Below are 13,240 nucleotides of genomic sequence, written 5' to 3'. Positions count from 1 at the left end.
GGAGTATTCCACTTTATTTATTACTTTTGCACGTAATATGAGAATAGACATTATAACAGTATTACCAGAGATGCTGGAAGGATTCTTCGGCGAATCAATCCTGGCACGTGCGCAGAAGAAGGGTCTTGCAGAGATTCATCTTCATAACCTGCGCGACTATACATTAGATAAATGGAAACGAGTAGATGACTATCCTTACGGCGGAAGTGCTGGCATGGTAATGCAATGCGAACCTATCGACCGATGCATTGCTGCACTAAAAGCCGAACGCGACTATGACGATGTCATATACGCTTCACCCGACGGCGAAACTTTCAACCAGAAGATTGCCAACGAGATGTCCATGCTGGGCAACCTCATTATTCTGTGTGGTCACTACAAGGGAATAGACCAACGTGTACGCGACCATCTCATCACAAGAGAAATCAGCGTAGGCGACTATGTGTTAACTGGTGGTGAATTGGCTGCTGCCATCATCTCAGATGCGGTAATCAGGCTGGTACCAGGCGTCATCAGCGATGAACAGAGTGCCCTTTCCGACTGCTTCCAAGATGACATTCTTGCTGCTCCTATCTATACCCGCCCTGCCGATTACAAGGGATGGAAAGTACCAGAAATATTACTGAGCGGTAATGAAGCCAAAATCCGTCAGTGGGAATTTGACCAAGCCATGGAGAGGACCCAACGATTAAGACCCGATTTGCTTAAAGGATAATCGACAGGAAAGGAATCAGCAAGACTTATATATATATTAAGGTAACATATATATATATATATTAAGGTAACATATATATATAAGTTGAATATTTATATAAAGAATAGCCTGTTCTCAAAACATGATTTTCTGTTTTGAGAACAGGCTGTTTTATAATGGGAAATTCACACCTGGAACCCATGACGTAAACTTCATCAAAGGAATTTCTCACAAAACTTTTCTCCCAACATAAATCCCTCTTCATAGAGTCGTTCCAACTTAGCAGTATCCTTCTCAATGCGCCCCACTTCCAGTGGGCGGATAGGACGAATGCAGGTTATCTTGCCCGCAGCCTCCAAATCATCCACCAGCTGAATCTGTTCATTGTAAACTTTATGGCGATGGCTCAAAGCCACACGAAGACGAGGATAGTTCTTATATAAATAAGGTAGCTTACGATCCTTGCTTGTATCCCGCCAGCCTTTATTTCTTGTAAGAACCACCACATTATGTTCAAATCCCTTATCGAATGCATGTTGCACAGGAATACTATCAACAATTCCTCCATCCAGCATCGGAATACCATCCACATTGACGATTTTGCTCACAAACGGCAAACTGCTGGAAGCTCTTACGATATCAAGCGCACGCTGACGTTCATGATTAGTCTCTGAAAGATACATCGGCTGCCCCGTCAGACAATTGGTGGTAACCATCTCAAACCTATCGGCATATTTAAAATAAGTATCAAAATCGAAAGGAAGCAACTGGTTTGGAAACTTGTCGTAAAGCAACTCCCGGTCAAAGATACAGCCTTGAGTAACAAGATGATGGATACCTATATATTGATAACGCGCCAAGTAATCAATATTAGAGATACGAGCACGACGAGGCTGCCGACTCATATACGACATGCCATTACAAGCACCTGCCGAAACAGCTACCACATAAGGGAAGTACAAATCGTACTTCATAAAAGCATCCAGTACTCCGCTGGTGAAAACACCTCGCATTCCACCACCTTCCAGCACCAATCCTGTATTCTTATTCATTTTCATAACAACTACAACAAACTTTCCTTAAGTTATCATTTTGCTCTAATCCGGAACAAATTCCTGACACATTTTACCCCGAAAAGTGCATTTTTATATTAATTATTTATAAATCCTAGAGATTTATTAAATTTTGCTTGCAAAGATAACACTTTTTTGGGAAATAATTACTAACTTTGCAGCAAAATATAGTAAAAATCTAAAAATATGTTTAGTAAAGATACATATATCAGTCGCCGCCAGGAGCTCAAGAAACTCGTAAACAGCGGTATAGTTATACTCTTCGGAAACAACAATTCACCTTGTAATTTCCCAAACAACGGATATTATCCATTCCGTCAGGACTCTACTTTCCTGTACTATTTCGGACAGCAGCGTGACGGACTGGTAGGTGTAATCGACATTGACAACGACATCGAGACATTGATCGGTGACGATATAGATATAGAAGATATCGTATGGTATGGCAGCGTGGAAAGCGTACACGACTTGGCAGAACAGGTTGGTGTCCACAACTCTGCACCTATGAAATCTCTGAAGACTATCTGCAATGATGCCATGTCTAAGAAGCGCAAGATTCATTTCCTGCCTCCTTACCGCTTTGACATCAAGCTCCAGATATTCGATCTCCTCGGCATCCATCCTAACCAGCAAAAGGAAGAGGCCTCTATGGATCTCATCAAGGCTGTGGTAAACATGCGCTCTACCAAGACTCCTGAAGAAATCGAGGAACTGGAACGTGCTGCAGTTATTGGTTACAAGATGCATACCACTGCCATGAAGTTGACTCGTCCAGGAGTAACAGAGAAATTTGTAGGCGGACAAGTTGACGGAATTGCCAACTCTTATGGAGCAATGGTCAGTTTCCCTACTATCTTCAGTCAGCATGGTGAGATTATGCACGGCAATCCTTCCATGAGCATTCTGGAAGCTGGCAGACTGGCTCTTTGCGATGCCGGTGCCGAGACCATCAACAACTATTGCTCTGACAATACACGTACCATGCCAGTAAGCGGTAAGTTTACCCAGCGCCAGTTGGAAATCTACTCAATCGTAGAGGCTTGCCACGACTATGCACTCGAAGTTGCCAAGCCTGGTGTGAAATACGCAGATGTTCACTTTGCAGTATGCGGTCTGATGTTTGACAAGCTCAAGGAGTTAGGACTTGCCAAGGGTGATACAGAAGAGGCTGTCAAGGCTGGTGCTCATGCCATGTTCCTGCCTCACGGATTAGGTCACATGATGGGTATGGATGTACACGACATGGAGAACCTCGACCAGATAAACGTAGGATTCGACGAGGAAGTTCGTCCTAACTTGGAGCAATTTGGAACAAATTGCCTGCGTATGGGCCGTCGCCTACAGGAAGGATTCGTTGTAACTGATGAGCCAGGTATATACTTCATCCCTGCTCTTATCGATGACTGGAAGGCATCAGGTCACTGTGCAGAATTCCTCAATTTTGATAAGATTGAGACCTACAAGGACTTTGGTGGAATCCGCATCGAAGACGATGTACTCATCACCAAAGATGGTTGCAGATTCATTGGCAAAGACCGCATTCCTTATCATCCAAAAGACGTAGAGGAATATATGGCAGCACATAGAGAAGAAATTCTTTAGGCAAACAAAGAATCCTCAAGGAGAAGAACTTGAGGATTCTCCAAGAGAGAGAATATAAGAGTAAAAACATTATTAATAAAAGAGAAAAAATTTCATGAAGAAATCAATGATCTTTGCAGCCATGCTTGCTTTGGCTGCTACAGGTGCAAATGCAAAGACAGCTGCTGATTCTGCTGCAATTGCAAAAAACAAGCCAGTATTTACTGTAGTTAAGGAGAATCCAATCACAAGTATCAAGGACCAGAACCGTAGCGGTACATGCTGGGCTTACTCTACTCTCAGTTTCTTCGAAAGCGAGATTTTGAAGAACACAGGCAAGACATTCAATCTCAGCGAAATGTTCGTTGCCAACAAGACTTACATGGATCGCGCCACAATGGCTGTGAGAATGCACGGCGACGTAAGCTTCTCTCAGGGTGGTAGCGCATACGATGTACTTTATGCTTTGCAGCACTATGGCATCGTACCAGAGGATGCAATGCCAGCTCCAGGTACACTGACAGGCGACTCATTGGCTAACTTCGGTGAGTTCTTTGACGTAATGACTCCATACGTAGAGGCAGTAGCAAAGAGTACAGCCAAGAAGCTTTCTCCAGCTTGGAAGAACGGTCTTCAGGGCATCATCGACTCTTACATCGGTAAAATTCCTGAGAAATTCACTTATCAGGGCAAGCAATATACTCCAGAGACATTCTGCAAGAGTCTCGGTTTGAATCTCGATGATTACGTAACTATCACTAGCTACACCCATCATCCAATGTGGAGCAAGTTTGCTGTAGAGGTACAGGACAACTGGCGTTGGCCTTTGAGCTACAACGTTCCTATGGATGATCTCTGCAAGATCATCGACAACGCAGTAAACAACGGTTATACTGTAGCTTGGGGCGGTGACGTAACAGAAGACGGTTTCACACGCAAGGGTCTCGGTATCGCTTACGACGTGAAGAAGGTACGTTCTATGGCAGGTACAGACGCTGACCACTGGTTCAAGCTCTCAAAGAACGAAAAGAAGGAGAAGTTTGATTCTCTCGGCGTAAACGCTCCTGAGGTAGTTCCTACACAGGCTATGCGCCAGGAAGCTTTCGATAACTGGGAGACTACCGATGACCACGGTATGCACATCTACGGTATCGCTAAGGACCAGAACGGCAAGGAGTACTACATGGTAAAGAACTCTTGGGGTGAGTATGGTGACTACAAGGGAACATGGTACATGACCAAGGCTTTCGTAGCTTACAAGACTATGGACTTCATGGTTAACAAGAATGCCATCCCTAAGGATATCCGCAAGAAGCTCGGCATCTAATAAAAACAATTATATTTAAAGGCAGCAAACTTGGATTTGCTGCCTTTTTTGGATTATTTCTTTGTAATTATGTTAAATTCCATGGCAATTTTTCTCGTTTGTCATTTTATTTTTGTAACTTTGGGGCAGAAATAAAAAATAATTAAAATGCATTTTAAATGGAATTACGAAGAACCTACACCAGAACAGCAGAAATCAGCTAAAGAACTGGCAGATAAGCTGAGCATGAGTCCTATTCTGGCACAGCTTCTCATCCATCGGGGCATTACGACAGAGTCGGCAGCCAAACGCTTTTTCCGGCCACAGCTTTCCGACCTCATCAACCCATTCTTGATGAAAGACATGGATATAGCCGTAGACCGCCTTAACGATGCAATGGGACGCAAGGAGCGTATTCTCATATACGGAGATTACGATGTAGACGGATGCACAGCTGTCGCATTGGTGTATAAGTTTCTGCAGCAATTCTATTCTAACATCGACTACTACATACCAGATCGCTACGATGAAGGATATGGTGTTAGTCTGAAAGGAATAGACTTTGCCCACGAAACAGGTGTAAGACTTATTATTATCCTTGATTGCGGCATCAAAGCAATCAAGGAGATAGAATATGCCAAGAGCCTTGGCATAGATTTTATCATTTGTGATCATCATGTCCCAGACGACGTGATGCCACCAGCTGTGGCCATACTAAATCCTAAGCGACCAGATGATTCCTTCCCTTTCAAGCATCTTTGCGGATGTGGCGTAGGCTTCAAATTCATGCAAGCTTTCGCTAAAAACAACAACATCCCTTTCTCAAGACTCATCCCATTACTCGACTTCTGCGCAGTAAGTATTGCAGCAGATATCGTACCTGTGATAGATGAAAATCGAATTCTCGCTTTTCATGGTCTGAAACAATTGAATACCAACCCCAACATCGGTTTGAAATCAATCATTGATATCTGCGGACTCAACGGACGGGAAATCTCCATGAGCGATATCGTATTCAAGATAGGTCCACGCATCAATGCCTCAGGAAGAATGGAAAACGGCAAGCTTAGTGTTGACCTGTTGGTAGAAAGAGATCTTGGAGTAGCTTTGCGCATGGCTCGCCACATCAATGAATACAACGAACAACGCAAGGATATAGACAAGCAGATGACCGAGGAAGCCAACGGAATCGTATACAGACTGGAATCGATGAAACACAACTCCAGTATCGTACTCTATGACGAAGACTGGAAGAAAGGCGTAATCGGTATCGTAGCATCACGACTCACGGAAATTTATTTCCGCCCTACCGTAGTTCTTACCCGAGAAGGAGAATTGGCTACAGGGTCTGCACGAAGCGTAACGGGCTTTGATGTTTATTCAGCTATCAAAAGCTGCGAAGACCTTCTCATCAACTTTGGCGGACATACCTATGCCGCAGGCTTAACGATGAAATGGGAAAATGTGAAGGAGTTCAGAGACCGATTCCAAAAGTATGTAGAAGAGCATATTTCACCAGAACAGACAGAAGCGATACTCAACATTGATGCACAGATAGACTTCCGCGACATCACCAAGCATCTGCACGCTGATCTCAAGAAATTCTCTCCTTTTGGTCCGTCTAACCCAAAGCCAATCTTCTGCACTCGTCAGGTATATGACTACGGAACGAGCAAGGTAGTGGGCAGAGAGCAGGAACATATCAAACTTGAGCTGGTAGACTCAAAATCAAGCAATGTAATGAACGGAATAGCCTTTGGTCAGAGCGCTGCTTCACGATATATCAAGAGTAAGCGTAGCTTTGACATCGCCTACACCATAGAGGATAATATTTTCAAGAAGACGCAAGTTCAATTACAAATAGAAGATATCCGACCAAACGAAGGATAATAATAATAATAAAATCAACTTAATGAAAGTGACAGATCAATATCTAGAGATATTACATAAATACTGGGGGTACCCTGATTTTCGTGGCATACAGAAAGAAATTATTGAAAGTATCGCCAACGGAGAGGATACCCTCGGTCTTATGCCTACAGGAGGCGGAAAGTCTATCACCTTCCAGGTTCCTGCCCTTGCCATGAAGGGTGTGTGTATCGTAGTAACTCCACTCATTGCCTTGATGAAGGACCAAGTACAGCACCTTCGTGAACGTGGCATCCTGGCTGAAGCTATATATACCGGACTTTCCCGAAGTGAAATTATACAAATACTGGAAAACTGCATCTTTGGCGAGACAAAATTTCTCTATGTTTCACCAGAACGACTAGCTTCAGAAATATTCCAAGTAAAGCTACGCCACATCCACGTTAGCTTCATCACCATCGACGAAGCCCATTGCATAAGCCAATGGGGCTATGATTTCCGTCCATCTTATCTCAGCATCGCTGATATCAGAAAGATGAAACCCGAGGCCCCCATACTGGCTCTTACCGCAACAGCTACTCCTGATGTCATAAACGACATCATGGATAAACTGAAGTTTAAGAAGCCCAATCTTTTCAAGATGAGCTTTGAACGCAAAAACTTATCATATATTGTACAGCCTTGTGGGGATAAAATTGGCGAAATGCTCCACATCTTACATTGTGTAGACGGATCTGCCATCGTCTATGCCAGAAGTAGAAAACGTACCAAGGAAATAGCAGAAATACTCAATAATAAAGGTGAAACTGCTCTTTTCTATCATGCCGGACTTGACAGCAGTGAAAAGGACGAACGCCAAAAAGCATGGCAATCTGATGAAGCACGCATCATGGTGGCAACCAATGCCTTTGGTATGGGTATAGACAAACCTGACGTACGCTTAGTAATACATATAGACTGTCCAGATTCGCTAGAAGCCTATTTTCAGGAAGCAGGAAGAGCCGGCCGAGACGGTCAACGTGCCTACGCTGTCTTACTATACAATGGACACGATGAAGTTAAACTTAAAAAACGAATCAACGATACCTTCCCAGAAAAGGACTTCATCAAAGATGTATACGAACATCTTGCCTATTTCTTCCAAATCGGTGTAGGAAGCGGATGCGGTAAGACATTTATCTTTGATATAGAAACGTTTTGCTTCACATATAAATTCTTCCCAACCCAGGTAGACTCTGCCCTACGCATTCTGGAGAATTCGGGTTACATTCATTACGAAGATAACCCTGATGGGAAAGCCCGGCTCAAGTTTACCTTGAACCGCAATGAATTATATCTCTTAGAGAACTTGCCAAGCAACCAAGAAATGATTATCACGGCATTGCTACGCACCTATGGCGGACTATTTACCGACTACGTATATATCAGCGAAAACCTGATAGCACAAATGTGCAATATCAGCGTACAGCAGGTTTACATGACTCTAAAGAATCTTTCTTCACGCCATATCGTAGATTTCATACCACAACGCAAGACACCGTATATCACCTATACTAGACAAAGAGAAGATGGCAACCGCATCATCATACCGAAATCTGTATGGGAAGATAGAAAAGAACAATATACCAAACGCATTAAAAGCGTTATCACTTATGCCAATAATGATATTGTTTGCCGCTCCAGACAACTTCTACGCTACTTCGGTGAAGAAACCCGAAAAGACTGTGGACATTGTGATGTTTGCCAGGAAAACAGTAAATCCCGCAATATAGATGACGAATTAAACAACATATCAGAACAGATACTGAATATGCTTTCAGATAAACAAATACATGATATACAAGAGTTAAGACTAATCAAAGCTCCAACTCAGATGATCAACAAGGCTGTGAGATCATTAATAGCAGAAAATATCGTCATAACAGACAAATTCGACTTTTGGTTAGGAAAGAATTAATTGAGATTCTAAATCAGAAAAAACAACAAGAGCAAATTTGAAAGATTGAGAAAACATTTAAAAACAATAAAAAAGGGAACGACCCATCACGGACCGTTCCCTTTTAAACATTATGTACGAGAAAAAAATTAGTTGTTCTCAGGGCGAAGTTTACGTACAGTAACACCAGCCTGCCACATTTCCTTGTTGCGCATAGCCTCAAGTTCTGCGTTCAACTTCTCACGGTAATCAGCCTGAGAGTTCTTGTCGATAGAAATCTGAGCCTCATTACCAGTCTTAACAGAGTAATACAACCACTCCATAACAGGCTTGATGGCCTCACGGAAACGAGGAGCCCAATCAAGAGCACCACGCTGAGCTGTTGTAGAACAGTTAGCATACATCCAATCCATACCCTTAGCACCGAAGAGAGGGCCAAGGCTCTGAGTCAACTCCTCAACTGTCTCGTTGAATGCCTCAGATGGAGAGTGACCATTCTCACGGAGAACATCATACTGAGCCTCCAAGAGACCCTCGATAGCACCCATCAAAGAGCCACGCTCACCAGTAAGGTCAGAAGTAGCCTCACGCTGGAATGTAGTCTTAAACAAATAACCAGCACCGATACCGATACCGAATGCAATAGTCTTATCCTCTGCCTTGCCAGATGCATCCTGGTATACAGCATAAGAGCAGTTCAAACCACGACCTTCGCAGAACATAGTGCGGAGAGAAGTACCAGAACCCTTAGGAGCAACCATGATTACATCAATATCCTTAGGTGGAACAACGCCTGTGCGATCGCTCCAGTTGATAGCGAAACCATGTGAATAATACAAAGTCTTACCTGGTGTGAGGTATGGCTTAATCTTTGGCCAGCAAGCAATCTGACCGGCATCAGAAAGCAACATACAGATAATAGTACCCTTCTCTGCTGCCTCCTCGATAGAGAACAAAGTCTTGCCAGGTACCCAACCGTCCTTCAAACACTTCTCGTAGGTCTTACCCTGACGCTGTCCGACGATGACGTTGAAACCATTATCGCGAAGGTTACATGCCTGACCAGGACCCTGGATACCATAACCGATAACTGCGATAGTTTCGTTCTTCAATACTTCACGTGCTTTCTCCAATGAAAATTCATGACTGGTGACAACTGTTTCCATTACGCCACCGAAATTCATTTCTGCCATAATTGTAATTTACTTTTTGTGCGGCTTGCCATTTGTGGAGCCGCGGGTTATACTTGTCCATACGGATGCGAGCTGTATTCTTATCCAAAGAGAGCCTGTTTGATCCGTCCACCACCTATCCAAGGTAGCGGCTCTGGGGTTATTTTTTATTTTCGACTGCAAAGGTAAGAAATTCTCATGAAATCACCAAATTTTTCTTTCATTTTTTTGCAAATTTTACTTTACTTCTTACGATTTCCACCTCTTCAGAGCTATTTTTACTTATTTTTGTTATTTTTATGCAATATTCTTCGCATTTTTCCTCCTCATTTGTTTTTTCCAAATAGAAATTAAGTTGGTCACCTTGATGACTTTCTGCCACATAAGCAACCTCGAATCGTTGCAAAAAGTGAGTTCTGTAATAATCCAAATCAAAGAGATCGAGGATATGTTCTATATATTTCACCGAATTGATGTGTCCATTCACGTCTACATCATTGTAATAAGTATTGATTGTGCGCACCAATTTCGCATCCTTACTCATCTTAACTCTTGAGCTGGCATCTATTGGACATAGCGTTTCTTCATCAATATATTCTTTGATGAGTCCATCATTGATGCTGAAAATATCAACAGGCTGTCGGGTATCAGTATCTATCATTGCCCAGACACTCTTACCATAACCATAGATTTTTTCTATATCCGCAGAAGAAGCATCTACCTTTCCACAGATTTTGAAATCACGGGCAGTGAAATACTTCATAGCATTCTCAACCCAAGTCTCTACGAAAAACTTATCATAAGACTTTGGCATCTCTGTCATTTCTACAGCCAGACGGCTAAGCACCCATGTTTTGTGACGAGACATCAGATAATTCATTCCATACCCACGGTCATTACTATGAAAATCGGCTGCATTGAGCAGATGATTGCCCAAATGTCCCATAAAAAGATGGCTGGAAAAATCACAATGGAATGGTTCTGCCAAAAACTCGTATCGTCCTACTTTACTTAATAATTCTGGTTTCATTTTACTAGATCTTTAAATTAATTTTCCCGTACTAAAAATTTCAAGCTATTTTACACCTTATTATATATAAAGTACACCTTATATTATATATTAAGAAGAAAACAGCTTGCTAAAAACTATACTTATAATAAGAAAAGTCCCTTGTTTCCCTACATTTTACTTGCAGGAAAACAAAGGACCCAATTCTTATCATTTAATCTTCTGCATTCTGCTTCAAATAGTCAGAAATTGGCTCATCAAAACTTCTTGTTACAGCAATTCGTCCGCTACGAGTATACTGCAACAGGCAATCATAACTATTAAGCTGATGGAAAAGATCGGTAATATCCTCTGTCAATCCCGCCAAGAGCACAGTACTGTAAGTAGGATTAACCTCCATCATACGCGCATCATGCTTACGAATGGTACGCGAAACCTCTGGGTTCTCTAACAAAATAGGAGTAGAGATCTTGAAGAGAGCCACCTCATGAATGAAAATCTGATCATCGGTATAGTAATTACTCTTCACAACATCGATTTTCTTCTCAATGGCCTTGTTGATCTTCTCTATCTGCTCAGGATCACTCCATACGGTAATAGTATACTTATGAATGTTCTTAATGCTACTGGCTGAAACATTCAAGCTCTCAATATTAACCTGTCTACGAGTAAATACTGCGGTAATCTGATTCAGAATACCCGCAATATTTTCTGAGTAAACGAGCAGTGTATATAATTTCTTTTCGTTATTATTCTCCATTGTCCTTTTCTTTTAATAGTGAAGCTAAGCTACATCTTAATAGTTAAGTTCAAGCTGCATTTCTTCTACACTCTTACCAGGTAGGGTCATCGGTACGATGTCCTCATTCTCCTTGATGGCACACTCCAAAAGGTATGGTCCCTTGGTGGCTATCATCTTCTCTACCTTTGCCTTGAGATCCTTACGGTCGATAACTACATCATAAGGGATACCATAAGCCTTGGCTATCTCCTCATAATGAGGATTCAGCATACGGGTGAAAGAATGGCGCCCCTCAAACATCAAGTCTTGCCACTGTCGGACATTACCCAAGTAATTGTTGTTCAAGAGAATCATCTTTACAGGAGCCTGCTGTTCCATGATAGTACCCAACTCCTGAATATTCATCTGGAATCCACCATCACCAAAGAAACAGCAGATTGTTCTATCTGGAGCACCGAAAGTAGCACCGATAGCAGCAGGAAGGCCGAAGCCCATGGTTCCGAAACCGCCACTGGTTACAATACTCAACTTCTTTGTAAACTTGAAGTAACGGCTGGAAATCATCTGGTTCTGACCTACATCATTTACGAGAACAGCCTCATTATGAGTAGCTTCTGTCACCACATTGGTAACCTCACCCATCAAGAGAGGTCCCTCTGTAGGATGAATATCCTTCTCTATCACCTTTTCCTGTTCCTGCTGACGATATTCCTCAAAAGAATCTCTCCATTCACGATGAACATTCTTATTCAAAAGACGAGTGATAGCTGGCAAGGTCTGCTTACAGTCACCAACAACAGCAACATCGGTTTTGATTACCTTGTCGATTTCAGCCTTATCAATATCCAGATGGATGATTTTAGCCTGCTTGGCATACTTGGAAGGAACACCGGTAATACGATCACTAAAACGCATACCGATAGCAATGAGCACATCGCATTCCTGGGTCTTCATGTTGGTAGCATAAGAACCATGCATACCAAGCATACCCATATTGAGGGGGTGATTGCTAGGAAGAGCAGAGAGACCGAGCAAGGTGCGGCCTGCCGGAATATCAGCTTTCTCCAAAAACTCAACCAATTCATTATGTGCACCACCCAATTCAACACCATGTCCTACAAGAGCAAAAGGCTTCTTTGCCTGATTGATAAGTTCTGCAGCCTCAGCTACAGACTTCTCATCAATCTTTGGATATGGATTATAAGATGTAACCTTTTCACATTTTACTGGCTCCCACTCACAGGTTGCAACCTGAGCATTCTTAGTAAAATCGAGCACTACAGGACCAGGACGACCACTGCGAGCGATATAAAACGCACGACTTATAGCCCAGGCAACATCCTCTGGACGACGAATCTGATAAGCCCATTTAGAGATTGGCTGGGTAACACCCACTAAGTCTACCTCCTGGAAGGCATCGGTACCCAAAGCCCCTACACCTACCTGTCCGGCAATAACCACGATTGGTGTAGAATCCATCATGGCATCAGCAATACCGGTAAGAGTATTAGTTGCTCCAGGACCACTGGTCACGAGAGTCACGCCCACTTCGCCACAGACTCGGGCATAGCCCTGTGCAGCGTGAGCAGCAGCCTGCTCATGACGTACCAAGATGTGATCAAACATCTTCTTCTCTCCTCTCGTGTAACCATACAGTGCATCAAACACTGGCATGATGCTGCCACCAGGATAACCGAAGATGGTCTTAACCCCTTCGTTATGCAGTGAGCGCATCAAGGCTTCAGCTCCTGTTATTACTTCTTTTGCCATTTATCTAATATATAAAAATGATAAGAGAACAGGAATTTCCGTGAAAGAAATCCCAAAATTCTCTCAGAATAATTCAAACTATCTTTTT

The 13,240-nt window shown here is 42.7% G+C and carries 10 protein-coding genes; 5 read left to right on the top strand and 5 right to left on the bottom strand.

Features of this window, described 5'->3' with window-relative positions:
• Positions 1 to 37: 37 nt before the first annotated feature.
• Positions 38 to 715, top strand: a complete 678-nt coding sequence (gene trmD / locus ACQRBJ_RS05425) for a tRNA (guanosine(37)-N1)-methyltransferase TrmD (RefSeq protein ID WP_445303031.1) — start codon at positions 38 to 40, stop codon at positions 713 to 715.
• 194 nt (positions 716 to 909) lie between these two features.
• Here the strand turns inward: trmD and ACQRBJ_RS05420 are convergent, their stop codons facing one another.
• Complete coding sequence (locus ACQRBJ_RS05420) at positions 910 to 1,752, bottom strand: patatin family protein (RefSeq protein WP_294968764.1); 843 nt, start codon at positions 1,750 to 1,752, stop codon at positions 910 to 912.
• Between the two features lie 201 nt (positions 1,753 to 1,953).
• Between ACQRBJ_RS05420 and ACQRBJ_RS05415 the strand changes: the two genes are divergently transcribed.
• The 4 genes from ACQRBJ_RS05415 (at position 1,954) to ACQRBJ_RS05400 (ending at position 8,480) form a co-directional block, all read left to right on the top strand.
• Positions 1,954 to 3,369 carry an aminopeptidase P family protein gene (locus ACQRBJ_RS05415; protein WP_445303030.1) on the top strand — a complete coding sequence of 472 codons (1,416 nt, stop codon included), beginning with the start codon at positions 1,954 to 1,956 and terminating at the stop codon, positions 3,367 to 3,369.
• A 94-nt stretch (positions 3,370 to 3,463) separates the two neighbouring features.
• Positions 3,464 to 4,675 (top strand): C1 family peptidase, encoded by a 1,212-nt coding sequence (locus ACQRBJ_RS05410; RefSeq protein WP_295346510.1) that lies wholly within the window; start codon positions 3,464 to 3,466, stop codon positions 4,673 to 4,675.
• A 147-nt stretch (positions 4,676 to 4,822) separates the two neighbouring features.
• Positions 4,823 to 6,544: a single-stranded-DNA-specific exonuclease RecJ gene (recJ, locus tag ACQRBJ_RS05405; protein WP_294968769.1), complete on the top strand. Its 1,722-nt coding sequence runs from the start codon at positions 4,823 to 4,825 to the stop codon at positions 6,542 to 6,544.
• 22 nt (positions 6,545 to 6,566) lie between these two features.
• Positions 6,567 to 8,480 carry a RecQ family ATP-dependent DNA helicase gene (locus tag ACQRBJ_RS05400; protein WP_294968771.1) on the top strand — a complete coding sequence of 638 codons (1,914 nt, stop codon included), beginning with the start codon at positions 6,567 to 6,569 and terminating at the stop codon, positions 8,478 to 8,480.
• 128 nt (positions 8,481 to 8,608) lie between these two features.
• On the opposite strand, the gene ilvC is transcribed toward ACQRBJ_RS05400, so the two are convergent.
• From ilvC to ilvB, 4 genes are all read right to left on the bottom strand, one after another.
• Positions 8,609 to 9,652: a ketol-acid reductoisomerase gene (gene ilvC / locus ACQRBJ_RS05395; RefSeq protein WP_144152272.1), complete on the bottom strand. Its 1,044-nt coding sequence runs from the start codon at positions 9,650 to 9,652 to the stop codon at positions 8,609 to 8,611.
• Between the two features lie 199 nt (positions 9,653 to 9,851).
• Complete coding sequence (locus ACQRBJ_RS05390; protein WP_445303029.1) at positions 9,852 to 10,661, bottom strand: acyl-[acyl-carrier-protein] thioesterase; 810 nt, start codon at positions 10,659 to 10,661, stop codon at positions 9,852 to 9,854.
• 193 nt (positions 10,662 to 10,854) lie between these two features.
• On the bottom strand, positions 10,855 to 11,400 hold the full coding sequence (gene ilvN, locus ACQRBJ_RS05385; protein ID WP_217759908.1) for an acetolactate synthase small subunit: 546 nt from the start codon (positions 11,398 to 11,400) through the stop codon (positions 10,855 to 10,857).
• Positions 11,401 to 11,436: 36 nt separating this feature from the next.
• Positions 11,437 to 13,152, bottom strand: coding sequence for a biosynthetic-type acetolactate synthase large subunit (gene ilvB / locus ACQRBJ_RS05380; RefSeq protein ID WP_445303028.1), 1,716 nt, complete (start codon positions 13,150 to 13,152; stop codon positions 11,437 to 11,439).
• Positions 13,153 to 13,240: the final 88 nt, after the last annotated feature.

Origin of the sequence: Prevotella sp. SGI.167 (assembly GCF_050313615.1) — a bacterium.
Taxonomy (GTDB): Bacteria; Bacteroidota; Bacteroidia; order Bacteroidales; family Bacteroidaceae; genus Prevotella.
This window is presented reverse-complemented; position numbering and strand designations above follow the sequence as displayed.